Origin of the sequence: Aeromonas sp. DNP9 (genome assembly GCF_001728955.1) — a bacterium.
Classification (GTDB): domain Bacteria; phylum Pseudomonadota; class Gammaproteobacteria; order Enterobacterales; family Aeromonadaceae; genus Aeromonas; species Aeromonas veronii.
The window spans coordinates 180,286-206,254 of record NZ_LYSQ01000004.1 but is presented as its reverse complement, the minus strand read 5'-3'; the positions used below and the strand labels follow the sequence as shown (position 1 = coordinate 206,254).

The window sequence follows — 25,969 nt, the reverse complement described above, 5'->3', positions numbered from 1 at the left end:
CTGTTTGACCGGGTATCAGACCGGCGGGCGGGTATCAAATTGCGGGCAGTCGTCGCCAATCTGGTGCCAGGGCGCCTTGGAGCCAACGAAAATGTGAAACGCGGGCCGCTGGCTCGGCAAATCGTCCAATACCCCGAGGCGCAGATTGATCTTGCCGCTGCTGCTCTTCTGGCTGAACAGGCTGGAGCCGCAGTGACGACAGAAGGCCAGGGTGGTCTCTGCCGATTTCCGGTAGCGGCCGATGGCCTCTTCCCCCTTCACTATGGTGACCTTGCTGCCATCCAGTCCGCCGACCGAGGCGTAATCTCCCCCTGAAAACTTGCGGCATTCGCTGCAGTGGCAGTTCCCCATATAGTCGAACTGATCCGGCAGGGTCAGGGCGACGGCGCCGCACAGGCAGCTGGCATGTAACTCTTTCATCTCTTCTCCTTGAGTGTGCTGATCGGATTTGGAACGGCTATTCGACCCGATAGACGGGACGAAAAGCGCCATCCGAGAGGGAATCTGCGGGGTCGGCCAGCGGTGCAGACAGCGTCCGAATGGGTGGCCCCATCACCCGAGGGCACTGCTCGGCATTGGCATCAGGGTGTTGCAGCAGGCAGACCGCCTGAGCGACAGCAAGGCGCCCCTGCAGCCGCATCTGATCGCTGTTGGCGGCCAAGATCTTGCCCCGGCGCAGGCCCCGCTGTACCCCGTGGCTGAAGTAGGTGCTCAGCACCTGGGGCCTGTCGAGATGGCGCTGCGCCAGCTCGTTGACCGCCACTTCGGCGGCGATGGCGCCCCCCACCAGATAGTCGAGGTCGGGATAGCGGGCCAGCGTCTGCTGCACCAGCGTGCGCTGGATTTCCCGGCTGTTGTCGCCGCGCTCGGTGGTGACCAGCTTGATGGCGCTCCCCTTGATGGCATCGGCAAAGCCCGGCTCGACGAAGTTGTTGCCACCACTGGCCTGCGGGCCGGGGAAGAGGGCGACCGAGACCGGCTTGCTGCCGGCGGGGTGGCGCTGCGCCAGCCAGTGGCCGATTTGCCAGCCCATCTGGTACCAGGAGACCCCCACCTTGGCCTGCACCAGACCGCTGGGCAGATCGTTGACCAACCCAAAGAGCGGCAGCGGCGTGGCCTTGATGGCCTCGCGCAAGCCCTGATAGCTCACTGCGCCGAGCAAGATGGCGTCGCTCCCTTCCTGCACGCAGCGCTGCAACTGCTGACGCTGCTCGACGAGGGCACCGTAACCCCCTGCTTCGTGGATCTGCAACTTGACTCCCAGCCGCTTCGCCTCGTCAACCATGCCCTGATTGACCGAAAGCCAGTAGGCATCGCGCAGATGGGGGTAGAGGGCACAGAGGGTCAGCGGTTGGGTTGCGGCGGCGGGTTCCGGCCACTGCTGGCGCAGCGGCTGGCCGCTGAATTCGCCGCCGGGCCAGATATCGACCGCAAAGGCGAGGGCGGCGCGGGGAAGCATTAGCAACCAGATCAGCAACAACGGGGAGAGATAGACGCTTCGCATGGTCAAGGGTTTTGTTAAAGTGTTGGGCCATATTATCCGGTCAAAGCCGACCACAACCAAGGGACTTCCCGTGAGAATCTTTTCCGGCCTGGGTGGCAAGTTGCTGCTGGCCTTCTCCCTGATGGCGTTGTTGACCCTGAGTGCCTCCCTGCTGGGCTGGGTGGGGCTTAGCCATCTGCGCCAGCTGGAGCAAGGGGTGCAGCAGACCCTGGCCGATCAGGAGCTGGCCCGCACGCTCTCTCGCCTCAGCGGCGAGATCCAGAGCGCGTCACGGCTGCTGGCCACCGCAACCAGCGAGCAGGAGCGGGAGCATCAGGGGCGCTTGCTCACTCTGCAGGGGCAACAGCTACAACAGGTGCTGGCGCAACTTGGCCGTGGGCAGGGTTCAACAAGCCTCGATCAGCTCAGCCAGAGCATCATCGGCAATCTGGGCCAGCAGGGCTGGCTTGTGGGGGAAAGGTTAACCCTGATGGCGCAGGGGGAGGCGCAGCGGGCCCGTCTGGTGGCGGCGGCCGGACAGATTGCCGAGCTGGCGCGCAGTCAGATGGAGAACGCCGAAACCGTGATGGTGGCGGGATTGGGTTCCCTCTACCAACAACAAGGTGCGCAGGCGACCCGGACGCTGGACCGCCTGCTGGAGCAGGATCTCGATTGGCTGGAGCAGATGACCGAGCTGCGTCATCGCACCCTGATGCAGCAGCAGCGCATCGAGGAGATGTGGCGCAGCGAACAGCAGGGGCAATTGCAGGCCCTGTTGCAGGAGGGACAGCGGGAGCTGGCTATCTTGCAACTACGAGCCGGGGCAGTGACCGACCCGGCCCGCCGTCAGGCGGTAGAGCAGGCGCTGACCGTGCTGGCGCAGAGCGACAAGCTGGTGCAACTGCGCAGCGACTGGCTCGGCAAGGGGGAGGCACTGCGGGTGCTGGCCAGTGCCAACGACGCCCTGATGAGCAGCCTCAATCAGCAGGTCGGTGAGCTGGTCAGCCGTGCCCGCGATTCACTGGGGCAGAGCCAGCAGGCGCTAAGTCAGCGCCTCAGACTGCTGGAGCAGGCGTTGATGGCCATTGGCCTGCTCACCCTGCTACTACTGATGCTGCTGATGTGGCGCATGGTCTACGGCCGGATCGTCTGGCCGCTGCAACGGGCGGTGGCGGGGATGAGCCGGTTGGCGCGCGGGGATCTGGCCCCCCTTGAGCCGATCGCCAGTACCGGGCGCGATGAGCTGGCGGAGTTGGGGCGGGCCCTGCAGGTGTTTCGTGACAATGCGGTCGAGTTGGGCCGCTATCAGCGAGAGCTGGAGTCGCGGGTCGAGGAGCGCACCGGCCAGCTCAGCCACGCCAACGAGCGGCTCAATGAGGAGGTGGAGAAGCAGCGGCAGGCCCGCGCCGAGGCCGAGCAGGCCAACCGCGCCAAGTCGGTGTTTCTCGCCACCATGAGCCACGAGATCCGCACCCCCATGAACGGCATTCTCGGGGGCCTGACGCTGCTGGAAGATACCCACCTGAGCGATACCCAGCAGCGCTATCTGGCCGCCATCGAGCACAGTGGCGAATCCCTGCTGGAGATCCTCAACGACATTCTCGACTACTCCAAGATAGAAGCGGGCCATGTGGAGGCGCGCCGCGAGCCCTTCCCCCTGTTCCAGCTGGTGGATGAGCTCAGCGCGTTGTTTCGGCCAAAGGCAGCGGCCAAGGGGGTCACCCTGGCGCTGGAATATGCGCCCGGGCTGGCGCCTGTGGTCGAGGGAGATCTGGGCAAGCTGCGGCAGGTGCTCGGCAACTTGCTCGGCAATGCGGTCAAGTTTACCGCCCGTGGCCAGATTACCCTGATGGTAGCGCCTCTTGCCTGCCAAGGCCCTTGCGCCGAGCCCTGCATCCGCTTCGTGGTGCGCGATACCGGCCCCGGCATTCCGGCCGATGAGCAGGAGGCAGTGTTCGAGGCGTTTCGCCAGCGCAAGCGTGATATAGGCCATCAGGGCGGCACCGGGTTGGGACTGGCGATCAGCCGCAAGCTGGTGGCCGCCATGGGAGGCGAGCTGATCCTTGTCAGCGAACCGGGCAAGGGGTGTGAATTCAGCTTCAGCCTGCCCTTGCAGCGCTCGAGCGCCCAGTTGCCTGCCGAGGCGCAACCGCTGCACCTTGGCCAGTCCCGCGACATCCTGCTGGTGGAGGATAACGAGATCAACCGGTTGGTGGCGCACGGCATGCTGACCCGCCTCGGCCATCGCGTCACTCTGGCGGAGGATGGTCGCAGCGCGCTGGCGCTGGTGACCGAGCGCCCCTTCGAGCTGGCGCTGCTCGATATCAATCTGCCCGATATGGACGGCATGACCCTGCGCGAGGATCTGTCCGCCATCAGCGAGGAGATGCATGAACGGCCGCTGCCCGCCATCGCCATCTCGGCCCAGATGTATCCGGAGGATATCCGCCACTGCCTTGCCGCCGGGTTTGTCGATTTTGTCGGCAAGCCGGTGCGGCTGGCGGTGCTGGCGAACGCCATCGATCAACTATTTCGGCAAGAGGGCGCCGCTATTGAGCCGCAGGTGCAATTATCTGCAGCCGCGTCCTCAACTAACCAGCCCGAGTTGGCCAATCCGGTGCTGGATGCCGATCTGCCCCTGCTCGGCATGGCGCGGATCCGCCAGCTGGTCGCGCTGTTTGAGTCGCAAGGGCGGGTGTTGGTAGATAAGTTGGCTCAGGGGGAGGGGAGTGAGCAACGTCAGCTGGCGCACAAGCTCAAGGGGAGTGCGCTGGCGCTGGGGTTGACCGAATTTGCCAGCCACTGTGCGGCTCTTGAGGCGGGAGGCGGGGAGCCTGCGGCAATCGGGGCGCAATTTGACGCGGCGGTGAGCGGGTTGCAGCAGTGGCTGGCGGCCAACAGGGATGCGCCGTTCTGATCCCTGCTGGCGATGCACAACGTTCAGAGGAGGCCAGCCCCTGCGCCGTTATTCGATCTCGCGAAACAGCACCTGCTTGCACTTGGCGCAGACCCATTCCCGGCGAAAATCGGTCAGGTGCACCATTCCTACCTCCAGCAACTCGTGGTGGCCGCAGTGATAACAGAAGATGATGTCGCCATCGACTGATTCAGGGTGGGCCGCCAGATAGTCGGCTTTGGTGGGGAGCTGCTCCCACGAGGTGGTGGAAACATGTTTTCGTTGGCTGGTGTAGTAGACCCAGTAGAACAGAAAAAAGACAGCCAGGATCTCGAATGTCAGCAAATGGTCCATCTTGAACTCCTCCGGTTAGGTGCAGCCCCTCGGATGCATGGCTGCAATCAGCTCCATCATCATTAAATTTGTTTCGAATGAATATGTTACAGGATGGATAAAGAGGGCGTTGTGATCCCCTTCGGGTTTTGCCCGCCCGCAGCGGGATGAAAAATGTGCCGTTTGGCGGAGCGGCCAGGGTATTGAACGGGGAGGGAATCTTGTTTTTTACAACATAAATTCAACATTTTTTTAGGTGGTTGGACTGTCTCTTTGATCCAGCTCACGTTACAATGCCCGCGCCCACTTCACCTAACGCGCAAACGATTTTCAGGAGAGAAACGGATGTTGAAACGTGACATGACCATCGCCAATTATGATCCGCAATTGTGGCAGGCCATCACAGACGAAACCCGTCGTCAGGAAGAGCATATCGAGCTGATTGCGTCTGAGAACTACACCAGCCCCCGTGTCATGGAAGCCCAGGGCTCCCAGCTGACCAACAAGTACGCCGAAGGTTACCCCTCCAAGCGTTACTACGGTGGTTGCGAGTATGTGGATGTGGTCGAAACCCTGGCTATCGAGCGCGCCAAAGAGCTGTTCGGTGCCACTTACGCCAACGTGCAGCCGCACTCCGGCTCTCAGGCCAACAGCGCCGTTTACATGGCTCTGCTGCAGCCGGGCGACACCGTACTGGGCATGAACCTGGCACACGGCGGTCACCTGACCCACGGCTCTCCGGTCAACTTCTCCGGCAAGCTGTACAACATCGTGCCTTACGGTATCGATGAGTCCGGTAAGATCGACTACGACGACATGGAACGTCAGGCTGTCGAGCACAAGCCGAAGATGATGATCGGTGGCTTCTCCGCCTACTCCGGTATCGTTGACTGGGCCCGCATGCGCGAAATCGCCGACAAGGTCGGTGCCTACCTGTTCGTCGACATGGCCCACGTGGCTGGTCTGATTGCCGCTGGCGTCTACCCGAACCCGGTTCCCCACGCTCACGTGGTCACCTCCACCACCCACAAGACCCTGGCCGGTCCGCGCGGTGGTCTGATCCTCTCCGCCGCTGACGACGAGGAGCTCTACAAGAAGCTCAACTCTGCCGTCTTCCCGGGTGGTCAGGGTGGCCCGCTGATGCACGTCATCGCCGGTAAAGCCGTTGCCTTCAAAGAGGCGCTGGAGCCGGAGTTTAAGACCTATCAGGCTCAGGTCGTGAAAAACGCCAAGGCGATGGCTGCGACCTTTATCGAGCGCGGTTACAAGATCGTCTCCGGCGGTACCGACAACCACCTGATGCTGGTTGATCTGATCGGCCGCGAGCTGACCGGTAAGGATGCTGACGCTGCGCTGGGCAAAGCCAACATCACCGTCAACAAGAACTCCGTGCCCAACGACCCGCGCTCCCCGTTCGTCACCTCCGGTGTGCGTATCGGTACCCCGGCCATCACCCGCCGTGGTTTCAAGGAAGCCGAGTCCATCGAGCTGACTCACTGGATCTGCGACGTACTGGACAACCACGACAACGATGCCGTGCTGGCCACCGTACGCGAGAAGGTGCTGGATATCTGCCGCCGCTTCCCGGTTTATGGCTGATAAACCAGACCGTCCGGTTTGAGACCAATGCCACCTGCGGGTGGCATTGTTTTTTCTGGCTTTTACCGGTTTTGGATGGCCGTGCTACACTGGCCGACCTAGATCCTGGCCCGCCGGGCCGGTCCCTGTTCCATTAACGCCGGAGGTCCGATGCATTGCCCATTCTGTAGTGCGGTTGATACCAAGGTGATCGATTCCCGTCTGGTGGCAGAAGGCCATCAGGTGCGCCGCCGTCGTGAGTGTCTGCTCTGTCACGAGCGTTTTACCACCTTCGAGATGGCCGAGCTGGTGATGCCCCGCGTCATCAAGTCCAACGGTTCCCGCGAGCCGTTCAACGAAGACAAGCTGCGTGCCGGCATCCTGCGAGCGCTGGAGAAGCGGCCGGTGAGCATGGAGGCCATCGAAAAGGGGGTCAACCATATCAAATCCCGCCTGCGTGCCACCGGCGAGCGCGAAGTCGCCTCCGAGCTGGTAGGCAATCTGGTGATGGATGAGCTCAAGAGTCTGGACAAGGTGGCCTATATCCGCTTTGCCTCCGTCTATCGCAGCTTCGAAGATATTCGCGAGTTCGGTGAAGAGATCGCCAAGCTGGAGAAGTAAACCGCCATTCTCACCCATGTTGCCGCGTCCGATTACGCTGCGCTAATCGAACCTACGATACTGCGTAAAGTCGAGATGTGTTGTCAAAGGAGCCCGAATGTTTAGTCAAGATGATTACCAATGGATGAGTCGGGCCCTCGAACTGGCCCGCCGCGGCCGCTACACCACGGCCCCCAACCCCTGCGTCGGCGCCGTGCTGGTCAAAGATGGCGTGATAGTTGGCGAAGGGTGGCATCAGAAGGCGGGCGAGCCCCATGCCGAGGTTTACGCCCTGCGCGCCGCCGGTGACAACGCCCGTGGCGCTACCGCCTATGTGACCCTCGAACCCTGCTCCCACCACGGTCGTACTCCCCCCTGCGCCGAGGCGCTGATCAAGGCCGGTGTGGCCCGGGTGGTGGCGGCCATGGTCGATCCCAATCCCCAGGTGGGCGGACGTGGCCTGCGGATGCTCTCCGAAGCGGGGATCAAGACCGATTTCGGCCTGCTGGCGAGCGAAGCCGAAGCGCTCAACCCGGGCTTTTTCAAGCGGATGCGGACCGCCTTCCCGCGGGTGACCGTCAAGCTGGGGGCCAGCCTCGATGGCCGCACCGCCATGGCGAGCGGCGAGAGCCAGTGGATCACCTCCCCGGATGCGCGCCGCGACGTGCAGCGACTGCGGGCCCGCCACGATGCGGTGCTCTCCAGCGCCGAAACCGTGCTGGCCGATGGTGCCTCTCTGACCGTGCGTTGGGACGAGCTGCCCCCCTCGGTCAAGGCGAGCTATCCCAAAGAGACCCTGCGCCAGCCGCTGCGAGTCATCGTCGATTCACAAAACCGCCTCACTCCCGACTTGCCGCTATTCCAGAGCGAGAGTCCGGTGCTGCTGGCCCGTCACAAGGCATCCGGCGAGTGGCCCGAGTGGGTGCAGCAGCTGGAGCTGCCGCTGCTGGATGGCAAGCTGGATCTGGTCAGCCTCTTCATGCTGCTGGCCAAGCAGAACGTCAACTCGGTGCTGGTTGAGGCTGGCCCGCGGCTGTGCGGCGCCCTGCTGGAAAAAGGGCTGGTGGATGAGCTGGTGCTCTATCAGGCGCCCAAACTGATGGGCGACGAGGGGCGCGGCCTGTTCCATCTGCCGGGCCTGACCCGGCTGTTCCAGGCCCCCAAGCTCGCCATTAAGGATGTGCGCATGGTGGGGCCGGATATTCGCATTACCGCCAAAATAGCCTGATTTATCAATGTTCAAGGGGGCATAATCAGCCCCCGTCATCAGCAAGGTGATCTGCATGTTTACCGGAATTATCGAAGCGGTGGGAACCCTGGCCGAGCTGCGCCGTCAGGGCGACGACATGGCACTCATCGTCCATGCGCCGCATCTCGACTTCAGTGACGTCAAACTAGGCGACTCCATCGCCACCAACGGCGTCTGCCTCACCGTGGTGGCGTTGGGCGACAAGAGTTATACCGCCGACGTGTCGCTGGAAACCCTCTCCCGTACCGGCTTTGCCGCCGCCAGAGTGGGTGATCGGGTCAACCTCGAGAAGGCGCTGATGCCCACCTCTCGCCTCGGCGGCCATCTGGTCTCCGGCCACGTGGATGGGGTAGGGGAAGTGAAAAGCGTCTCCAGCAGCGGCCGCGCCATCGAGTACTGGATCAAGGCGCCGGGGGAGCTCTCCCGCTATATCGCCGAGAAAGGCTCCATTGCGGTGGATGGCATCAGCCTCACCGTCAACGCGGTGCAGGGGGACCTGTTTCGCCTGACCATAGTGCCTCATACCGCCCAGGAAACCACCATCGCCAGCTGGAAGCCGGGTCACAAGGTCAACCTCGAGGTGGATCAGATCGCCCGCTATCTGGAGCGGCTGATGATGGGGAAAAGTCAGGAGAGCAGCGCCTCGACCCTGACTATGGAGACCCTGGCCAAGGCCGGTTTTCTCTGACGGTGTGCGCTGAATCTGGCCACCAAAACGATTTTCTGTGATCCCGCTCTGATTGAAATGGGGCCGCTAGCCCCAATCTAGAGCAACATACACTCGCATTTGCGTTGAGCCTGCGGGCTCAACCCCCAAGCACACTGATGGAGTAGCCCATGGCGCTGAGCACAACCCAGGAAATCATTGCCGATATCAAGGCTGGCAAGATGGTGATCCTGATGGATGACGAAGACAGGGAGAACGAAGGGGACCTCATCATGGCCGCCTCCTGTGTCCGTCCGGAGGATATCAACTTCATGGCCCGCTACGGCCGTGGCCTCATCTGCCTGACCCTGACCCGGGATCGCTGCAAGCAATTGGCGCTGCCGCTGATGGTGGATCGCAACAATGCCCAGTTCTCCACCGCCTTTACCGTCTCCATCGAGGCGGCAGAAGGGGTGACCACAGGTATCTCCGCCGCTGATCGCGCGGTGACCGTGCAGGCGGCTGTGGCGGCCAATGCCAAGGCGGCCGATCTGGTGCAGCCGGGCCACATCTTCCCGCTGATGGCGCAGGATGGCGGCGTGCTGACCCGTGCCGGTCACACCGAAGCGGGCTGCGATCTGGCCCGTCTGGCCGGTTTCGAGCCTGCCGCCGTCATCGTCGAGATCCTCAATGAAGATGGCACCATGGCGCGCCGTCCTGACCTGGAGATCTTCGCCGAGGAGCACGGCATCAAGCTTGGCACCATCGCCGACCTTATCGAGTACCGCAACCAGCACGAGACCACGGTCGAGAAGGTGGCCGAGTGCAAGCTGCCCACCGAATTTGGCGAGTTCGACCTCATCACCTTCCGCGACACCATCGATAATCAGGTTCACTTTGCCCTGAAAAAGGGTGAGGTGCAGGCCGACCAGCCGACCCTGGTGCGGGTGCACCTGCACGATGTGCTGAGCGATCTGCTGCTGACCGACCGCCACGCCGCCCGCAGCTGGCCGCTGCCCAAATCCATGGCCCGCATCGCCGACGAAGGCGGGGTGCTGGTGATTTTGGGGGCGGAATCCCATGGCGCCGAGCTGCTGGCCCGGGTCAAGGGTTTTGAAGCCGCCGACAAGGGGTTGGCGCCGGAAGGAGCCAAGTGGCAGGGCACCTCGCGCCGGGTTGGTGTGGGTTCCCAGATCCTCAAGGCCCTTGGTGTAAGCAAGATGCGCCTGCTGAGCTCGCCGAAGAAGTACCATGCCCTCGGCGGTTTCGGTCTGGAAGTGGTTGAGTACGTCGGCGAGTAACGTACTACCAGAGAAGTACCATCCCCTTCCGGGCGGTTTCGGTCTGGAAGTCGTGGAATTTACCGGCGAGCAAGTGCGCCGGACTGGTTACATCGCGATCATGGCCGTCTATTGCGGCCATGGTTTTTGTCGTGGGTCTGTTGTGCTAGAATGTGCGCACTTTTGACTCCGGCCCTTTTGATTGCACAGATACAGGATTTCCAATGAAGGTTATCGAAGGAAATATCGCCGCTCCTGAGGCGCGCGTTGCTATTGTTGTTGCCCGTTTCAACAGCTTCATCAACGACAGTCTGGTGAACGGCGCGGTGGACGTACTGAAGCGTCAAGGTCAAGTGCAGGACAGCAACCTGACACTGGTAAAAGTGCCGGGCGCGGTTGAAATGCCATTGGTCATCAAGAAGCTGGCCAAGAGTGGTCAATACGACGCCATCGTGGCGGTCGGTACTGTCATCCGTGGCGGCACCTACCACTTCGACCTGGTGGCAAACGAGAACAGCAAGGGCATGGCCCAGGTAATGATGGAATATGAAATTCCCGTTGCCTTCGGTGTGCTGACCACTGAAAACATTGAACAAGCCATCGAGCGTGCAGGTACCAAGGCGGGTAACAAGGGTGCAGAGGCTGCACTGGCAGCGCTCGAAATGATCAACGTCCTGAAAGAACTGGACGTGTAACGAGGAGAAGTACATTGAAACCGTCTGAGCGCCGTAAAGCCCGCCATTGCGCCACCCAGGCCATCTACCAGTGGCAGATGACCAAGGCTAACGTGGGTGACATCGAAGAGCAGTTCAAGATCGATCAGGACACCAAGGGTGTAGACCTGAACTATTTCCGCGATCTGCTGTTCGGGGTAGCCCTCCACTGCAGCGAGCTGGACAAGGTGTTTGCACCTTTCCTCTCCCGTCCGCTGGAAGAAGTGGACATGGTGGACAAGGCGATCCTGCGTCTGGCGACCTACGAGCTGACCCGTCGTGATGATGTACCGCCGCGCGTGGTCATCAACGAAGCGATCGAGCTGGCCAAAGCTTTTGCTGCCGATGACAGCCACAAGTTTGTCAACGGTGTACTGGACAAGGTGATCAAGTCGCTGAACAAGCGTTGATCCTGCTGTCCGTCAGCATCTAAGAGAGGAGCCAGCTTATTGCTGGCTTTTTACTGTATGGGTGAATTTGAGCTGATTGATAAGTACTTCAAGGTCCCCCACGCCCGCAAGGACGTGGTGATGGGCCCTGGAGATGACTGTGCCCTGCTGACCCTGCCCCCCGATACCCAGCTGGCGGTGAGCACCGACACTCTGGTGAGCGGCGTACACTTCTTTCCCGACATGGATCCGGTGGATCTCGGCTACAAGGCGCTGGCGGTCAATCTCTCCGATCTCGCCGCCATGGGGGCCGAGCCGCGCTGGGTGTCGCTGGCGCTGACCCTGCCTGCCATCAACGAAGGCTGGGTCGCCGGTTTTGCCGAAGGGTTTCTGGAGCTGGCCGAGTACTACAATGTGGCGCTGGTGGGTGGAGACATGACCCGCGGGCCGCTCTCCATCACCATCTCGGTGAAGGGATCGGTGCCTGCCGGTCGCGCCCTGATGCGCAGCGGTGCCAAAGCGGGTGACGGCATCTATGTCACCGGCACTCTGGGTGATGCCGCGCTGGCGCTTTCCCACCTGCTGGGCAAACGCACCCTCAACGAGAACCAGCTGGCAGCTGTGCTGCCACGGCTCGACCACCCCCATCCCCGCATTCTGGCCGGTCAGGCACTGCGAGGGCTGGCGGGCAGTGCGCTGGATCTCTCCGACGGGCTGGCATCGGATCTCGGCCATATCCTCAAGGCCTCCGGTATACGTGCTCAGATCGATCTCGATCTGCTACCGCTCTCGCCGGTGCTGCAGGATGCGGTGAGCGAGCAGGAGGCGTGGCAACTGGCGCTGGCCGGTGGCGATGACTACGAGCTCTGCTTTACCGTACCGGAGGAGCACCGCGGCGCGCTCGATACGGCGTTGGCCCACAGCGGGGTCAAGTTCAGCCGCATCGGCCGCATCGTGGCGGGCGAGCCGGGCATCGACTACCTGCGTGGCGACCAGGCGGTCGAGTTGCAACTGAAAGGGTGGGATCACTTCGCATGAGTTTGTTCAGGATAAAGCCCGAGCTGACACGACTGGATCTGAAAAATCCGCTTCATTTTTTGGCGGTGGGGTTTGGTTCCGGTCTCAGCCCCAAAGCGCCGGGCACCATGGGCACCCTGGCGGCCATTCCGCTCTATCTGCTGGTGAGCGGGCTGCCGACCCACTGGTTTATCGCCTTGCTGGCGGTGGGTTTTGTTGTGGGGATCCGTATCTGCCAGAGCGCCACCGATGCCATCGGCATGCCGGATCACGGCGCCATCGTCTGGGACGAGGTGATCGGTTTTGGTGTCACCATGATCGCCGCGCCAGCCGGTTGGGAGTGGGTGGTGGCGGGCTTCGCGCTGTTCCGGTTGTTTGACGTGCTCAAGCCCTGGCCCATCTCCTGGTTTGATCGCCGGATCCACGGTGGCCTGGGTATCATGCTGGACGATCTGATCGCTGGCCTGTTCGCCCTGTTTTGTATGCAATTACTGGTATTCTGGCTCGGTTGAGAGCCACCTTCCGGGGGATGACCGTTCTGGCATCCCCCGATTTATATCTGCTTAATTTTCATTCATCGGCATATGCTGCCGTTTATCATCCATTTCACATAAATATTCACTACTCATTCGGGGCTCGTGATTGTTTTGGAAATAGTGATAAATGCTGCTTGTTGCGTTGTTGTTGAAATTAAAGTAATGATACCAATAGATGTACGGACGCACTGGCCATTTTTGTGATGAAAATCATCATTTATCTCTGCCGAATTGATGGTTGTCTGCACAAAACATTGCGGAATTGTATAACTCAATCATTTACACCCGTGGTCAAACCGTCTAAGTTACTCGCGGGTTATTCCAAAAAAATGCAAAAAACCCGCCCGGATCGCTGGTTTCGCTGCCTCATGGATTGAGCAAATATTGCCCAAGGTAACAACCGGCATCTGCGGCTGATTTACGGACGAATTATTTGGGACGGATGTCCCCCGCAGAGGTAAACATGTCCTTGCTCGAAGTAAAGAACTTGCGGATCGAGTACCCCTCCCGCTACGGGGTACTGGCCGCGGTGAAGGATCTCTCTTTCTCTATCGAAAAGGGTGAGATTGTCGGGGTGGTCGGTGAATCCGGCGCCGGCAAGTCCACCATCGGCAACGCCGTTATCGATCTGCTGAGCCCGCCGGGTCGCATCGCCCGTGGCGATATCTATCTCAATGGCGAGCTCATCTCCGGCAAGAGCCAGAATGAGATGCGGGCCATGCGTGGCTCCCGTATCGGGTTCATCTTCCAGGACCCCATGACCTCCCTCAACCCGTTGTTCACCGTTGAGCATCAGCTGGTGGAGACCATTCTGGCCAATACCGACCTCTCTCGCGAAGCCGCTTTTGCCAAGGCATTGGAGCTGATGGGGGCGGTGGGGATTCCGCAGCCGGAGCTGCGCATCAAGCAGTATCCACACCAGTTCTCCGGTGGCATGCGTCAGCGGGTGGTTATCGCCATCGCGCTCTCCTGCGATCCAGAGCTGATCATCGCCGATGAGCCGACCACGGCGCTGGACGTTTCCATTCAGGATCAGATCCTCCAGCTTATCCGCGCCCTCTGCAAAGAGCGTCAGGTAGGCTGCATGCTGGTGACCCACGACATGGGGGTGGTCTCCAACGTTACCGACAAGGTGGCGGTGATGTATCGCGGCGATCTGGTGGAGTTCGGCCTGACCGAACAGGTGCTGGGCAGCCCCAATCACCCCTATACCCGCAGCCTCATCTCGGCGGTACCCCGCTCCGATGTGAAGCTGGTGCGTTTCCCGCTGGTCTCCTATATCGAGGATGCCAGTGCGCCGGATACCAATATCGACCTCAAGACCCACTGGCTCGGCCAGAGTCAGGACGAGCGTGCCTATGAAGGGGCGCTGTTGCGGGTGGAGAACGTCGATCTGAAGTTCGTCACCAAGGACTCCATCTTCCCGAGCCGCCGCCAGTATGTGCGCGCCTGCAACAACATCAGCTTCGAGATCTTCGAAGGGGAGACCTTCGGTCTGGTGGGGGAGTCGGGCTCCGGCAAATCGACCATTGCCCGCGCCATCACCGGTCTCTATCCGCCTGATACCGGCAAGATTTTCTTCGAGGGGATCGATCTGACCGCCCTCAAGAGCGAGCGCGAGCGTCGCCCGTTGCGTCGCCAGATGCAGATGGTGTTCCAGAACCCCTATTCGTCGATGAACCCGCGGATGAAGGTGCGCGACATCATTGCCGAGCCGATCCGCTTCCATCAGCTGGCGAGCAGCGAGAGCCAGATCGAGGGGATTGTCGGCGATCTGCTGGATCACGTGGGTCTCGGTCGTGGTGCCGGGGTCAAGTATCCCCACGAGTTCTCCGGCGGTCAGCGCCAACGCATCTCCATTGCCCGCGCCCTGGCCACTCGCCCGCGCTTCCTCATCTGTGACGAGCCGACCTCGGCGCTGGATGTGTCGGTGCAGGCCCAGATCCTCAACCTGCTCAAGGATCTGCAGCAGGAGCTCAAGCTCACCATGCTGTTTATCAGCCACGATCTGCCGGTGATCCGCCAGATGTGCGACCGCATCGGAGTGATGCAGCACGGTCATCTGGTGGAAGTGGCCGAGACCGAGAAACTCTTTACCAATGCCGAGCATGAGTACAGCCGCAAGCTGATCTCCCTCATGCCGGAGTTCAAGGGAATGTCCCGCGAGGGGCTGGAAATCGCAAGCTAGGAGAGCGCCGGTGCGCCGGTCTGCTTGTCAAAAAAAGTGTCATAAGAAAGCCAAAAGCATGGAGAACAAGATGAAGAAAGGATTGTCCAAGATTGCCCTGGCGCTGTTTGCCGCCGGTTTCGCCTTCAGTGTCTCAGCCGCTGATATCAAGGTGGGTGTCGCCTCTGACGCCACTTCGCTGGATCCGCAGGAGCAGCTCTCCGGTCAGACTCTGGAGATGTCGCACCTGGTATTCGATCCCCTGATGCGTTACACCCAGGACCTGCAGTTCGAGCCCCGTCTGGCCGAGAAGTTCGAGCGTGTCGATGACAAGACCGTCCGCTTCCACCTGCGCAAGGGGGTCAAGTTCCACTCCGGTAACGACTTCACCGCTGACGACGTGGTGTGGACCGTCAACCGCCTGAAATCCTCCGTCGACTTCAAGGCGATCTTCGATCCCATCAGCGAAGTGAAGAAGGTCGATGACTACACCGTGGATCTCGTCACCGCCAAGCCGTTCCCGCTGGTGCTGCAGACCGTCACCTACATCTTCCCGATGGACTCCAAGTTCTACACCGGCAAGACCGAAGCGGGCAAAGACAAGGCCGAGATCGTCAAAAACGGCGACTCCTATGCCTCTAGCCACGTCTCCGGTACTGGCCCGTTCACTGTCAAGTTCCGCGAGCAGGGTGTGAAGCTGGATTATGCCCGCAACGCCAACTACTGGGATAAAGCCTCCAAGGGTAACGTCGAGAACCTGACCGTGGTGCCCATCAAGGAAGATGCGACCCGTGTTGCAGCCCTGCTGGGTGGCGACGTGGACATGATCTATCCGGTTGCGCCGAACGATCTGGAGCGCGTGAAGAATGGCAAGGACTCCCAGCTGGTTACCCTGTCCGGTACCCGTGCCATCATCATCGAGCTGAACCAGAACACCAACCCGGCGCTGAAAGACAAGCGCGTGCGTCAGGCGATCAACTACGCCATCAACCAGGTGGGTATCGTCGAGAAGATCAACAAGGGCTTCGGTACCCCTGCTGGTCAGCTGAGCCCGAAAGGCTATGCCGGTCACAACGAGGCGCTGGTACCCCAGTATGATCTGGCCAAGGCCAAGGAGCTGATGAAAGAGGCCGGTTACGAGAAAGGCTTCAAGATGACCTTCATCTCCCCGGCAGCCCGCTACGTCAACGACGTCAAGATTGCCCAGGCTGTCTCCGCCATGCTGGCCAAGATCAACATCAAGGTGGATCTGAAGACCATGCCGGTGGCCCAGTACTGGCCCGAGTTTGACAAGTGCGCCGCGGACATGCAGCTGATCGGCTGGCACTCCGACACCGAAGATACCGCGAACTTCTTCGAGTTCCTGACCTTCACCAAGGACGCCAAGACCGGTATGGGTCAGTACAACTGCGCCGGTTATGCCAACGCCGAAGCTGACAAGCTGGTGATGGATGCCAACGCCGAGACCGATCCGGCCAAGCGTGCCGAGATGCTGAAGAAGGTCGAAGCCATGCTGATCGAAGATGCTGCCTACGTGCCGTTGCACTGGGAAGATCTGGCCTATGGCGCCAAGAAGAACGTCGATATCAAGCCGGTGGTCAACGTGATGAACTTCCCTTACCTGGGTGACCTGGTGGTCAGCAAGTAAGAGAACGTCGCAAGGAAGGACGGGGCGGGGTGGTCAGCTGGCCACTCCGCCCACTAACAGAAGCCTGTGCCACGACACAGGCCACGTAGAAGGACAAGCATGTTTACATTCCTGCTGAAACGGTTCTATCAGGCCGTGATAGTGATGTTCGTCATCAGCCTGGTCGCCTTCTCCATCCAGGACAACCTGGGTGACCCGTTGCGTGAGCTGGTGGGACAATCCGTCTCCGAAGCCCAGCGTCACGAGTTGCGCGAGAAGATGGGCCTCAACGATCCCTTCCTCATCAAATACAGCCGTTTTTTGAAAAATGCGGTGCATGGGGATTTGGGCACCTCCTATTTCTTCAAGCGACCCGCTCTCGAGGTGATCCTCGACAAGCTGGTGGCTACCCTTGAGCTGGTGTTTGCTGCCGCACTCATCATCGTGGTGGTCTCCATTCCACTCGGTGTCTATTCGGCGATCCGCCCGCGCAGCATTCCCACCAAGATCATCATGGCGGGGAGCAGCATCGGTATCTCGATCCCTGTGTTCCTGACCGCCATCATGCTGATGTACCTCTTCTCCATCCAGCTGGGCTGGCTGCCGGCCTATGGCCGTGGCGAGACCCGTAACCTGATGGGCTGGGAGTCGGGCTTCTTCACCTGGGACGGCATCAAGCACCTGATCCTGCCTGCGGTGTCACTCTCTTCCATCATGCTGCCGCTGTTTATCCGGCTGGTACGCTCCGAGATGCTGGAGCAGCTCTCCTCCGAGTACGTCAAATTCGCCCGCGCCAAAGGGCTGGACAACAACAAGGTCTACTATCAGCACGCCCTCAAAAACACCATGCTGCCGGTCATTACCGTCGGTGGGGTGCAGATCGGCACCATGGTGGCCTACACCATCCTGACCGAGAGCGTGTTCCAGTGGCCGGGGACCGGCTTCCTGTTCCTCGAAGCGATCCACCGGGTCGATACCCCGCTGATCACCGCCTACGTCATCTTCGTGGGCTTGATCTTCGTGGTGACCAACACCCTGGTCGACCTGCTCTACGGGTTGATCAACCCGACCGTTAACCTGACTGCCAAGGGGTAAGCGCATGACTAATGCTGTAACTGCAAGCCCAAGCCGTTGGGCACGTTTCAAGAACTCCGACATCGTCTACTACTTCCTGCGGGACAAGGTAGCCATGTTCAGCTTTGCGGTGTTCGTGGTGTTCGTGGTGGCCGCCTTGCTGGCCCCCTGGATCGCTCCGCACAACGTCTATGACCAGACCAGCTTCGACCTGATGGATGCCGAACTGCCTCCTTCATGGCTGGATGGCGGCGAGGAGCGCTTCTGGCTCGGCACCGACAACCAGGGGCGGGATATCTGGAGCACCATCCTCTATGGCGCCCGTATCTCCCTCACCATCGGCCTGTTTGCGGTGGCGCTGCAGCTGGTGCTCGGTATCGTCATCGGTCTGATTGCCGGTTATTTCGGTGGCCGTATCGACAACCTGCTGATGCGCTTTGCCGATGTGCAACTGTCGTTCTCCACCATGATGGTGGCGATCATCATCTCCGCCATCTTTCAGGCAACCTTTGGTTCCGAGTTCTACTCGAAGTTCGCCATCATGATGCTGGTGGTGATCATCGGTATCGCCGAGTGGCCGCAGTATGCCCGTACCGTGCGCGCCTCTGTGCTGGCGGAGAAGAAGAAGGAGTATGTGGAAGCGGCCAAGGTGATGGGGTTCCGCGCCCCGCGCATCATGTTCCGCCACATTCTGCCCAACTGTTTGTCGCCGATTCTGGTGATCTCCACCGTGCAGGTGGCCAACGCCATCATGAGTGAAGCGGCGCTCTCCTTCCTCGGTCTGGGGATGCCGGTTGATCAGCCCTCGCTCGGTTCGCTTATCAGCGTCGGCTTCAACTACATCTTCTCCGGCTCCTGGTGGATCACCGCCTTCCCGGGTATCTGTCTGGTGGTGCTGGTGCTGGTCATCAACCTGCTGGGTGACTGGCTGCGGGATGTGTTTAACCCCAAGATCTACAAAGGGTAATCCAAGTCAGAAACGCAAAATAAGAAGGGCGCCAGTGAGGCGCCCTTCTTTTGCTTGATAGCTTTAAGCGTTATGAGGCTTGCAGCCAGCTTTCGATGCTGCGCTGGATGCCTGCATCGTCCAGACCGAGCAGGGCATAGATCTCCTGCTGGGTACCCTGTTCCACGAAGCGATCCGGCAGGCCGAGGTTGAGCACCGACTTGCACTGTTTGCTGCGCATCAGCAGCTCGTTCACCGCCGAACCGGCGCCGCCCATGATGGCGTTGTCTTCGATGGTGACGAACTGATCGTGGCTGGCCGCCAGCGACAGCACCAGTGCCTCATCCATCGGTTTGACAAAGCGCATATCCACCAAGGTGGCATCCAGCACTTCGGCGGCCGCTTTGGCGTGGTGCAGCAGAGTACCAAAGGCCAGAATGGCAGTGCCCTTGCCCTCTCGCAGGATTCGTCCCTTGCCGAGCTCCAGTGCCTGCATTTCTGACGAGATGGGGGCGTCGCTCAGGCTGCTGCCGCGCGGGTAACGCACGGCGGCAGGGCCTTGATGGAGATAGCCGGTATAGAGCATCTGGCGGCACTCATTCTCATCAGATGGCGTCATCACCACCATGTTGGGCACGGTGCGCAGGAAGCTGATGTCGAACGCACCCTGATGGGTCGGGCCATCGGCGCCCACCAGACCGGCCCGGTCGATGGCGAACAGCACAGGCAGCTCTTGCAGCGCTACGTCGTGGATCACCTGATCGTAGGCGCGTTGCAGGAAGCTCGAATAGATGGCGACCACCGGCTTTTTGTCGGCGATGGCGAGACCGGCAGCAAAAGTGACCGCGTGCTGCTCGGCAATGGCCACATCGAAGTAGCGATCCGGATACTGCTGGCTGAATTTCACCAGCCCGGAGCCTTCACGCATGGCGGGGGTGATGCCGACCAGCTTCTCGTCTTTGGCCGCCATGTCACACAGCCACTGGCCGAAGATGGCCGAGAAGGTGGGCTTGGCACTACTCGCCTTGGGCAGGGCGCACTCGTCCGGATTGAACTTGGGCACGGCGTGATAACCGATGGGGTCTTTCTCCGCCGGCTCGTAGCCCTTGCCCTTCTTGGTCTTGACGTGCAGCAGCTGCGGGCCCTTGAGATTGCGCATGTTGCGCAGGGTCTCGACCAGCGCTTCTATATCGTGACCGTCGATGGGGCCGATGTAGTTGAAGCCAAACTCCTCGAACAGGGTGCCGGGCACCACCATCCCCTTGAGGTGCTCTTCGGCCCGCTTGGCCAGCTCCTTGACCGGCGGCAGACCGGCCAGCACCTTCTTGCCGCCTTCGCGGATGGTGGTGTAGAGCTTGCCGGACATGACCCGGGCCAGATGGTTGTTGAGCGCGCCGACATTCTCTGAGATGGACATCTCGTTGTCGTTGAGGATCACCAGCATGTCTTTATGGACGTCGCCGGCGTGGTTGAGTGCTTCAAAGGCCATCCCCGCCGTGATGGCGCCATCACCGATCACCGCCACGACCTTGCGGCCCAGCCCTTCACTCTCGGCGGCAACCGCCATACCGAGTGCGGCACCGATGGAGGTGCTGGAGTGGCCGACGGAGAGCACGTCGTACTCGCTCTCGCCGCGCCAGGGGAAGGGGTGCAGGCCATCCTTCTGCCGGATGGTATGGATCTGATCACGGCGCCCGGTCAGGATCTTGTGGGGATAGGCCTGATGGCCCACGTCCCAGATCAGCCGATCGAACGGGGTGTTGTAGACGTAGTGCAGGGCCACGGTCAGTTCGACCGTACCGAGACCGGAGGCAAAGTGTCCGCTGGAGCGGCTGACAGAGCGCAGCAGATATTCGCGCAGCTCGTTGCACAGCACCGGCAGCCGATCTTTGGGCAAGGAACGCAGCTCGACCGGAGTGTCCGCGAGGGCCAGGTTGGGGAAATTGCTAATATCAACGCTCATATTGTTACTGTTATCCAGCGTTTAGTGGGTTCGCTCGATGATGTAATCGGCAAACGCTTCCAGAATGTCGGTATTGTAGGGCAAGGATTGCAGGGCTGTTAAGGCTTTCCCATGCAGTTCGCGAGCCAGCTCACGGGCATTTTCGAGTCCGAGCAGGGCCGGATAGGTACTTTTCTCCAGCGCCAGGTCAGAACCTTGTGGCTTGCCCAGGGTGGCGGTATCACCTGTGATGTCGAGGATGTCATCCTGCACCTGAAAGGCGAGGCCTATCGCAGCGGCGTAGGTTTGCAGTGCTGCCAGTGTGGCGTCATCGACATCGGCTTTGCACAGGGCGCCGAGTGCCACGGCGCATTCAATCAGCGCACCGGTCTTGTGGCGGTGTACCTGCTCCAGTTCAGCAAGCGTGATCTGGCGCCCTTCGGCCTGCAGATCCAGCGCTTGACCGCCACACATACCGAGATAGCCGGAGGCGCGGGCGAGGGTACTCAGCATCCGCACCCGGTTGGCCATCAAGGTATCGGGCATGGGGTGATCGGCCAGAATGGAGAACGCCAGGGTCTGCAGCGCATCACCGGCCAGAATGGCGGTTCCTTCGTCAAACGCCTTGTGAACGGTTGGCTGACCACGACGCAGGTCGTCGTTATCCATGGCGGGCAGGTCATCGTGCAGCAGGGAGTAGGCGTGGATGCACTCCACGGCAGCCGCAGGGCCATCCAGCAGTTCGCTCTTGACGCCCAGCATCTCGCCGACCGCGTAGACCAGAAACGGGCGAACCCGCTTGCCGCCCAGCAGCAGGCCATAACTCATGGCATCGCGCAGACGCGGCGCCATGGCGGGCAAGGATTCAAGTTGTGCTGACAGACAGTCGTCAATACGCTGACGATGCAGACGGGAAAAATGGTCCAGCGCCACTCACTCCTCTCCTTGTTCTGGCTGGAAGGGGGCGAGCTGGTCACTGCCATCGGCTTGACTGAGCAGGATCTGGATCTTCTGTTCGGCTTGCTCCAGCTTCTGCTGACCGGCCCGTACCAGATGAACGCCCTGCTCGAACTGCTTGAGTGCCTCTTCCAGGGGTAGGGAACCTTGTTCCAACTGATGAACGATGGTTTCCAGCTCTTCCAGAGTGGCATCAAAACTCAGACGGTCGATTTTTTTACTGGCCATGTCCATCCTCGGGGATTGAAAAAAACGGCTTATATTAACATCGACCGTCCACAGGGGGGAGGCAGAAAAGCACTGGCTCCTCAAACTCTCGCTAAACTGGCCGATAATGAGCCATCATTCTCAGTGGATGCATGCTTGCCGCTAGGGTCGCAATAGCAGAAAATTCAACAAACTATAATTAGGCATAAGAACCGGTGACAGGAGTAGGGACGTGGATCTAGGGAGCTTGTTAGGTATCGTTTTAGGATTTGGTGTCGTGATTTACGGCATGATCCTTGGTGGCTCGTTGAGCATGTTTATCGATATGCCATCGGTCTATATCACTATTCTTGGCTCAATCTTCATCGCCATGATGAAGTTCAATATCGGGCAGTTTTTTCTGGCTTTCAAGGTGGCGGGCAAAGCCTTTATGTACAAGGGCGACAAGCTCGACGACCTGATCGCCAAAGCCGTTGAACTGGCTGACGCGGCTCGCAAAGGTGGCTTTCTGGCGCTGGAGGCCGCAGAGATCCCCAATGCATTTATGAAAAAAGGGATCGACATGCTGGTGGATGGTCACGATGCCGAAGTGGTGCGCGCCGTGATGGAAAAGGATATCGACCTGACAGCCGAGCGCCATGTCATTGCCATCAAGGTCTTCCGTACCCTTGGGGATCTGGGCCCAGCGATGGGGATGATAGGTACGTTGGTGGGCCTGGTGGCAATGTTGTCAAATATGAGTGACCCCAAGTCGATCGGTCCGGCGATGGCGGTGGCCTTGCTTACCACCCTGTACGGTGCGATTGAGGCCAACATGATAGCGATTCCCATCGCTGACAAGCTGGAACTGCGCAGCGGGGAGGAGAAGCTCAGTCGTACCCTGATCCTTGATGCCATTATGGGGATTCAGGATGGCCAGAATCCGCGGGTGATCCAGTCCATGCTGCAGAACTATCTGAGCCAGTCCAAACGCAATACCGGCGCGGAGTAGGCACCATGTCTGATTGCAAATGTCCCCCCCCCGGTCTTCCTGCCTATATGGGCACCTTTGCCGACCTGATGTCGCTGCTGATGTGCTTCTTCGTGCTGCTGCTCTCCTTTGCCGAGATGGACGTACTCAAGTTCAAGCAGATCGCGGGCTCTATGAAGAATGCTTTCGGAGTGCAGAACATCCTTGAGGTGAAAGATATTCCCAAGGGAACCTCGGTGATTGCCCAGGAGTTCAGGCCCGGTCGCCCGGAACCCACGCCGATTGATACCGTGATGCAGCAGACCATCGATATGACTCAGACCGAACTGGAGTTTCTGCCCGGTGAGGCGGATCAGGCCGGTGGTCAGGACAAGAGTGATGGCAAGCAGACAGGGGGCGATACCGCGCAGGATGCGAAGAAGGCGCAAGAACAGTCCAATACGCTGGCCAAAGCACTCGCCGAGCAGATGAAAGATCAGATCCAGGATGGCGCCATCGAAATTGAAGCGTTGGGCCAGCAGATCATCATCCGGATCAGGGAAAAAGCATCTTTCCCGGCCGGTTCGGCATTTCTGCAGCCACAGTTCTGGCCAGTCATTCGCAAGGTAGCGACCCTGCTTAAGGATGTGCCGGGTGAAATCACCATCTCCGGTCACACCGACAACGTGGCGACCGAAGATGAGCTGTTCCAGTCCAACTGGGAGCTGTCGTCGCAACGGGCGGTGGCGGTGGCGCACCAGATGCTGAAGGTCCCCGGTTTTGATCAGGGGCGACTGGTGGTGCAAGGGATGGCGGACTCCCAACCACTGGTGCCCAATACCACCCCGGAAAATCGTCGGATGAACCGGCGGGTGGAGATCGCCATTATGCAGGGCAAACCGACTGTTTCGTCCCCCATTTCCGTACCGGAAGGGAAGTAAGCGAGGGGAATGTCGATGACGCAAGTGGGATCTGCATCAGGGGGCTGACGTGGATTTTGTGTTGGCTTCATATTAAGATGCCTCATCCGAACCGATTGCTGCGGCCTCCTTGCAGATGGCCGCAGTTTCTATTTTCAAGCAACCCAGGTTTCGACTATGAATCATACTCCGATGACTGTTCGCGGCGCTGAGAAGCTGCGCGAAGAGCTCGATTATCTCAAGACCGAGCTTCGTCCCCAGATTATCGAAGCGATTGCCGATGCCCGTGAGCACGGTGATCTGAAGGAAAACGCCGAATACCATGCCGCTCGCGAGCAGCAGGGGTTCTGTGAAGGCCGCATTCAGGAGATTGAAGCCAAGCTCTCCAATGCGCAGGTGATCGATGTCACCAAGATGACCAACAACGGCCGCGTTATTTTTGGCGCGACTGTGACTCTGCTCAAGAGCGAGACAGAGGAAGAGGTGGTCTACCGCATCGTGGGTGACGATGAGGCTGATATCAAACAGAACCTCATCTCTGTCAACTCCCCCATTGCCCGCGCCCTGATTGGCAAGGAAGTGGACGATGTTGCAATCGTCAAGACGCCGGGCGGTGATGTGGAATACGAAGTGCTGGAAGTCGCTTATATCTAAGCGAATGCTATAGACGATGAAACAGGGGGGCTGGCGCTCCCCTGTTTGTCTTTATCTATATGATTATTGATAAAAATCAGGACAGATACGCCTCGGTAAAGGCGTCCTGATGACGCTGAAACAACCAGTGGCGCAGCCGTTCGATGTTGCTCTCGCTCATTTGAAAGCTCAGCGCCCAGGTAGCATGGTCGGCATTGGCTTTAATGCGCCTAACCAGTCGTCCCTGCAGTGGAAGAGGGGCCTCTTGCTCGATGCAGAGCTCGCCGTTGATGGGGGTGTCGGCCACCATGTCGATTGGCAAATTTTCCACGATGAGGCCGTTGAGGGAGAGGCTGAGTACCTGAAACAGGCCCAGCTCGCTGCATAGCTTGGCTTTTTGGGTGAGACGCCAGGCGCGCGGTTGCGCAAATCCCAGCTCCCTGATGACCGGTGCAGATAACCGGGGCTCGACGAAGCCATCTTCCCCTTGGGTAAAGCTCAGGGGAAAACGCAGCTGATGGCCTGCGAAGCGGGCTTCGAGTACAAGGTGTTCGGCTTTTTGCAGCAAGCCAAGCATGGGGGCATCGAGGTAACCACTCAGAACATGGGTGTCCTGATTGCTCCCCAAGTCCCGCAGCATGGCCAGCTCATCGTCGGTCAGAATAGGATGGTGAGCCATAATGCGTGTCCGGAAGTATTCATCGCAGGTTAAGGGCTTTGCGACTACTTTGGCAAGCGACTCGGGAAGAAGTGGAATAAGGAAAGAGCGATGCTCTTTCCTTTTACTTGCGGGGCAGCTGGATTTTGGGTTCGTTGGCTTGACGATAAATGGTCAGCACATGACCCATGCTTTGCACCTTGATTGAACCGGTTTCACGGACGATAGCATCCATAACCAGTTGTTTCATTTCGCGATCTTCAGAGGCAACCTTAACCTTGATCAGCTCGTGATGGTTCAGTGCCAGATCGATCTCGGCCAGTACACCTTCGGTCAGACCATGCTGACCCAGCAGGACGACAGGCTTGAGGCTATGGGCAAGGCCCTTGAGGTACTGTTTCTGTTTATTGTTGAGAATCATCGCAATTTCTTCATAAGTCAGGGTTGAAAGGGGCGTATTCTACCCCCACTTAGCCCTTAATACTAATAACCCTTGTGGTTTTTTAAAGTCGATTATCATGACCCAGAAAAAACGTTCCCCCAGTTCAACTCGCTGGTTAAAAGAACATTTCGACGATCAATACGTCAAAAAAGCCCAGAAAATGGGCCTGCGTTCTCGTGCCGTTTTCAAGATTGACGAGATCCAGGGCAAGGATCGCTTGCTGAAACATGGCATGACCGTAGTGGATTTGGGTGCAGCCCCCGGTGGTTGGTCCCAGTTCGCGGTTGAACAGGTTGGTGATTCGGGTCGCGTCATCGCATGTGACATTTTGCCGATGGATCCCATTGCTGGTGTCGATTTCCTGCAAGGGGACTTTCGGGAGGAAACTGTACTCGGCGCCTTGCTGGAACGAGTGGGCCCCGACAAGGTCGATGTCGTGATGTCTGATATGGCGCCCAACATGAGCGGTACCCAGCAGGTGGATCAGGCTCGCGCTATGTATCTGGTCGAGCTGGCGCTGGACATGTGCAATCAGGTATTGCGTAGTGACGGCAGTTTCGTAGTGAAGGTGTTTCAGGGAGAGGGCTTTGATGCCTATCTCAATGAAATTCGTAAACTTTTCTCCGCTGTCAAAATTCGTAAACCAGACTCATCCCGCGCCAGATCACGGGAAGTCTACATTGTGGCTACCGGTTTTAAACTGTAGTACCCTAACCTTCATCGTTAA

General features: G+C 59.5%; 26 protein-coding genes. 18 read left to right on the top strand and 8 right to left on the bottom strand.

Annotation, left to right across the window (positions count from 1 at the left end; translation table 11 throughout):
• Positions 1-15: 15 nt before the first annotated feature.
• Positions 16-420, bottom strand: coding sequence for a GFA family protein (locus A9G06_RS04270; protein WP_069554380.1), 405 nt, complete (start codon positions 418-420; stop codon positions 16-18).
• 37 nt (positions 421-457) lie between these two features.
• Positions 458-1,504, bottom strand: a complete 1,047-nt coding sequence (gene torT, locus A9G06_RS04265; RefSeq protein ID WP_069554379.1) for a TMAO reductase system periplasmic protein TorT — start codon at positions 1,502-1,504, stop codon at positions 458-460.
• A gap of 70 nt (positions 1,505-1,574) precedes the next feature.
• On the opposite strand from torT, the gene torS reads away from it, so the two are divergent.
• Positions 1,575-4,400 carry a TMAO reductase system sensor histidine kinase/response regulator TorS gene (gene torS, locus A9G06_RS04260; RefSeq protein ID WP_069554378.1) on the top strand — a complete coding sequence of 942 codons (2,826 nt, stop codon included), beginning with the start codon at positions 1,575-1,577 and terminating at the stop codon, positions 4,398-4,400.
• A gap of 48 nt (positions 4,401-4,448) precedes the next feature.
• Here torS and A9G06_RS04255 read toward each other — a convergent pair whose 3' ends face one another.
• On the bottom strand, positions 4,449-4,733 hold the full coding sequence (locus A9G06_RS04255; RefSeq protein ID WP_069554377.1) for a hypothetical protein: 285 nt from the start codon (positions 4,731-4,733) through the stop codon (positions 4,449-4,451).
• Positions 4,734-5,057: 324 nt separating this feature from the next.
• Between A9G06_RS04255 and glyA the strand changes: the two genes are divergently transcribed.
• The 13 genes from glyA to A9G06_RS04190 all read left to right on the top strand — a co-directional run bounded on the left by glyA (position 5,058) and on the right by A9G06_RS04190 (position 18,555).
• Complete coding sequence (gene glyA / locus A9G06_RS04250) at positions 5,058-6,311, top strand: serine hydroxymethyltransferase (RefSeq protein WP_005338884.1); 1,254 nt, start codon at positions 5,058-5,060, stop codon at positions 6,309-6,311.
• A gap of 150 nt (positions 6,312-6,461) precedes the next feature.
• Positions 6,462-6,911, top strand: a complete 450-nt coding sequence (nrdR, locus tag A9G06_RS04245; protein ID WP_069554376.1) for a transcriptional regulator NrdR — start codon at positions 6,462-6,464, stop codon at positions 6,909-6,911.
• Between the two features lie 97 nt (positions 6,912-7,008).
• The gene (ribD, locus tag A9G06_RS04240) at positions 7,009-8,118 is read left to right on the top strand and encodes a bifunctional diaminohydroxyphosphoribosylaminopyrimidine deaminase/5-amino-6-(5-phosphoribosylamino)uracil reductase RibD (protein ID WP_069554375.1); all 1,110 of its coding nucleotides are present in this window, start codon (positions 7,009-7,011) and stop codon (positions 8,116-8,118) included.
• 55 nt (positions 8,119-8,173) lie between these two features.
• Positions 8,174-8,827, top strand: a complete 654-nt coding sequence (locus A9G06_RS04235; protein WP_069554374.1) for a riboflavin synthase — start codon at positions 8,174-8,176, stop codon at positions 8,825-8,827.
• Positions 8,828-8,976: 149 nt separating this feature from the next.
• Positions 8,977-10,086: a bifunctional 3,4-dihydroxy-2-butanone-4-phosphate synthase/GTP cyclohydrolase II gene (gene ribBA, locus A9G06_RS04230; RefSeq protein WP_005343511.1), complete on the top strand. Its 1,110-nt coding sequence runs from the start codon at positions 8,977-8,979 to the stop codon at positions 10,084-10,086.
• Positions 10,087-10,289: 203 nt separating this feature from the next.
• Positions 10,290-10,760 (top strand): 6,7-dimethyl-8-ribityllumazine synthase, encoded by a 471-nt coding sequence (ribE, locus tag A9G06_RS04225; RefSeq protein WP_005338866.1) that lies wholly within the window; start codon positions 10,290-10,292, stop codon positions 10,758-10,760.
• A gap of 14 nt (positions 10,761-10,774) precedes the next feature.
• Positions 10,775-11,188 (top strand): transcription antitermination factor NusB, encoded by a 414-nt coding sequence (gene nusB, locus A9G06_RS04220; protein ID WP_005343514.1) that lies wholly within the window; start codon positions 10,775-10,777, stop codon positions 11,186-11,188.
• Between the two features lie 57 nt (positions 11,189-11,245).
• Positions 11,246-12,205 carry a thiamine-phosphate kinase gene (gene thiL, locus A9G06_RS04215; protein ID WP_069554392.1) on the top strand — a complete coding sequence of 320 codons (960 nt, stop codon included), beginning with the start codon at positions 11,246-11,248 and terminating at the stop codon, positions 12,203-12,205.
• Positions 12,202-12,696: a phosphatidylglycerophosphatase A gene (locus tag A9G06_RS04210; protein WP_069554373.1), complete on the top strand. Its 495-nt coding sequence runs from the start codon at positions 12,202-12,204 to the stop codon at positions 12,694-12,696. The genes thiL and A9G06_RS04210 overlap by 4 nt, the downstream gene beginning before the upstream one ends.
• Before the next feature lie 487 nt (positions 12,697-13,183).
• Positions 13,184-14,908, top strand: a complete 1,725-nt coding sequence (locus A9G06_RS04205; RefSeq protein WP_069554372.1) for an ABC transporter ATP-binding protein — start codon at positions 13,184-13,186, stop codon at positions 14,906-14,908.
• Positions 14,909-14,978: 70 nt separating this feature from the next.
• Positions 14,979-16,535 (top strand): ABC transporter substrate-binding protein, encoded by a 1,557-nt coding sequence (locus tag A9G06_RS04200; protein WP_069554371.1) that lies wholly within the window; start codon positions 14,979-14,981, stop codon positions 16,533-16,535.
• Between the two features lie 99 nt (positions 16,536-16,634).
• Complete coding sequence (locus A9G06_RS04195; protein ID WP_069554370.1) at positions 16,635-17,609, top strand: ABC transporter permease; 975 nt, start codon at positions 16,635-16,637, stop codon at positions 17,607-17,609.
• 4 nt (positions 17,610-17,613) lie between these two features.
• On the top strand, positions 17,614-18,555 hold the full coding sequence (locus tag A9G06_RS04190) for an ABC transporter permease (RefSeq protein ID WP_069554369.1): 942 nt from the start codon (positions 17,614-17,616) through the stop codon (positions 18,553-18,555).
• 70 nt (positions 18,556-18,625) lie between these two features.
• Here A9G06_RS04190 and dxs read toward each other — a convergent pair whose 3' ends face one another.
• Genes dxs through xseB form a run of 3 tightly spaced genes read right to left on the bottom strand, consistent with a single transcriptional unit; the run spans position 18,626 to position 21,661 of the window.
• Positions 18,626-20,497, bottom strand: a complete 1,872-nt coding sequence (gene dxs / locus A9G06_RS04185) for a 1-deoxy-D-xylulose-5-phosphate synthase (RefSeq protein WP_069554368.1) — start codon at positions 20,495-20,497, stop codon at positions 18,626-18,628.
• A 21-nt stretch (positions 20,498-20,518) separates the two neighbouring features.
• Positions 20,519-21,409 (bottom strand): (2E,6E)-farnesyl diphosphate synthase, encoded by an 891-nt coding sequence (ispA, locus tag A9G06_RS04180; RefSeq protein ID WP_042080637.1) that lies wholly within the window; start codon positions 21,407-21,409, stop codon positions 20,519-20,521.
• Positions 21,410-21,661: an exodeoxyribonuclease VII small subunit gene (xseB, locus tag A9G06_RS04175; RefSeq protein ID WP_005343524.1), complete on the bottom strand. Its 252-nt coding sequence runs from the start codon at positions 21,659-21,661 to the stop codon at positions 21,410-21,412.
• Positions 21,662-21,872: 211 nt separating this feature from the next.
• Here xseB and pomA point away from each other — a divergent pair, with 211 nt between their 5' ends.
• The 3 genes from pomA to greA all read left to right on the top strand — a co-directional run bounded on the left by pomA (position 21,873) and on the right by greA (position 24,163).
• Complete coding sequence (gene pomA / locus A9G06_RS04170; protein ID WP_005338837.1) at positions 21,873-22,631, top strand: flagellar motor protein PomA; 759 nt, start codon at positions 21,873-21,875, stop codon at positions 22,629-22,631.
• Between the two features lie 5 nt (positions 22,632-22,636).
• Positions 22,637-23,530, top strand: a complete 894-nt coding sequence (locus A9G06_RS04165) for a flagellar motor protein MotB (RefSeq protein ID WP_005338834.1) — start codon at positions 22,637-22,639, stop codon at positions 23,528-23,530.
• Between the two features lie 156 nt (positions 23,531-23,686).
• Positions 23,687-24,163, top strand: a complete 477-nt coding sequence (gene greA / locus A9G06_RS04160) for a transcription elongation factor GreA (RefSeq protein WP_005338833.1) — start codon at positions 23,687-23,689, stop codon at positions 24,161-24,163.
• A 76-nt stretch (positions 24,164-24,239) separates the two neighbouring features.
• Here the strand turns inward: greA and A9G06_RS04155 are convergent, their stop codons facing one another.
• Complete coding sequence (locus A9G06_RS04155) at positions 24,240-24,821, bottom strand: hypothetical protein (protein ID WP_069554367.1); 582 nt, start codon at positions 24,819-24,821, stop codon at positions 24,240-24,242.
• 103 nt (positions 24,822-24,924) lie between these two features.
• Positions 24,925-25,221 (bottom strand): ribosome assembly RNA-binding protein YhbY, encoded by a 297-nt coding sequence (gene yhbY / locus A9G06_RS04150; RefSeq protein WP_005338829.1) that lies wholly within the window; start codon positions 25,219-25,221, stop codon positions 24,925-24,927.
• Positions 25,222-25,318: 97 nt separating this feature from the next.
• Here yhbY and rlmE point away from each other — a divergent pair, with 97 nt between their 5' ends.
• On the top strand, positions 25,319-25,948 hold the full coding sequence (rlmE, locus tag A9G06_RS04145) for a 23S rRNA (uridine(2552)-2'-O)-methyltransferase RlmE (RefSeq protein WP_005338828.1): 630 nt from the start codon (positions 25,319-25,321) through the stop codon (positions 25,946-25,948).
• Positions 25,949-25,969: the final 21 nt, after the last annotated feature.

Excerpts from the sequence above, each read along its gene's own strand:
- rlmE (WP_005338828.1), top strand. The coding sequence starts at position 25,319 with ATGACCCAGAAAAAACGTTCCCCCAGTTCAACTCGCTGGTTAAAAGAA.
- A9G06_RS04205 (WP_069554372.1), top strand. The coding sequence starts at position 13,184 with ATGTCCTTGCTCGAAGTAAAGAACTTGCGGATCGAGTACCCCTCCCGC.
- thiL (WP_069554392.1), top strand. The coding sequence starts at position 11,246 with ATGGGTGAATTTGAGCTGATTGATAAGTACTTCAAGGTCCCCCACGCC.
- ribBA (WP_005343511.1), top strand. The coding sequence starts at position 8,977 with ATGGCGCTGAGCACAACCCAGGAAATCATTGCCGATATCAAGGCTGGC.
- dxs (WP_069554368.1), bottom strand. The coding sequence starts at position 20,497 with ATGAGCGTTGATATTAGCAATTTCCCCAACCTGGCCCTCGCGGACACT.
- torT (WP_069554379.1), bottom strand. The coding sequence starts at position 1,504 with ATGCGAAGCGTCTATCTCTCCCCGTTGTTGCTGATCTGGTTGCTAATG.
- nrdR (WP_069554376.1), top strand. The coding sequence starts at position 6,462 with ATGCATTGCCCATTCTGTAGTGCGGTTGATACCAAGGTGATCGATTCC.
- glyA (WP_005338884.1), top strand. The coding sequence starts at position 5,058 with ATGTTGAAACGTGACATGACCATCGCCAATTATGATCCGCAATTGTGG.
- A9G06_RS04200 (WP_069554371.1), top strand. The coding sequence starts at position 14,979 with ATGAAGAAAGGATTGTCCAAGATTGCCCTGGCGCTGTTTGCCGCCGGT.
- ribE (WP_005338866.1), top strand. The coding sequence starts at position 10,290 with ATGAAGGTTATCGAAGGAAATATCGCCGCTCCTGAGGCGCGCGTTGCT.
- A9G06_RS04155 (WP_069554367.1), bottom strand. The coding sequence starts at position 24,821 with ATGGCTCACCATCCTATTCTGACCGACGATGAGCTGGCCATGCTGCGG.
- A9G06_RS04190 (WP_069554369.1), top strand. The coding sequence starts at position 17,614 with ATGACTAATGCTGTAACTGCAAGCCCAAGCCGTTGGGCACGTTTCAAG.
- A9G06_RS04165 (WP_005338834.1), top strand. The coding sequence starts at position 22,637 with ATGTCTGATTGCAAATGTCCCCCCCCCGGTCTTCCTGCCTATATGGGC.
- A9G06_RS04270 (WP_069554380.1), bottom strand. The coding sequence starts at position 420 with ATGAAAGAGTTACATGCCAGCTGCCTGTGCGGCGCCGTCGCCCTGACC.
- A9G06_RS04235 (WP_069554374.1), top strand. The coding sequence starts at position 8,174 with ATGTTTACCGGAATTATCGAAGCGGTGGGAACCCTGGCCGAGCTGCGC.
- yhbY (WP_005338829.1), bottom strand. The coding sequence starts at position 25,221 with ATGATTCTCAACAATAAACAGAAACAGTACCTCAAGGGCCTTGCCCAT.
- A9G06_RS04210 (WP_069554373.1), top strand. The coding sequence starts at position 12,202 with ATGAGTTTGTTCAGGATAAAGCCCGAGCTGACACGACTGGATCTGAAA.
- A9G06_RS04195 (WP_069554370.1), top strand. The coding sequence starts at position 16,635 with ATGTTTACATTCCTGCTGAAACGGTTCTATCAGGCCGTGATAGTGATG.
- A9G06_RS04255 (WP_069554377.1), bottom strand. The coding sequence starts at position 4,733 with ATGGACCATTTGCTGACATTCGAGATCCTGGCTGTCTTTTTTCTGTTC.
- greA (WP_005338833.1), top strand. The coding sequence starts at position 23,687 with ATGAATCATACTCCGATGACTGTTCGCGGCGCTGAGAAGCTGCGCGAA.
- xseB (WP_005343524.1), bottom strand. The coding sequence starts at position 21,661 with ATGGCCAGTAAAAAAATCGACCGTCTGAGTTTTGATGCCACTCTGGAA.
- ribD (WP_069554375.1), top strand. The coding sequence starts at position 7,009 with ATGTTTAGTCAAGATGATTACCAATGGATGAGTCGGGCCCTCGAACTG.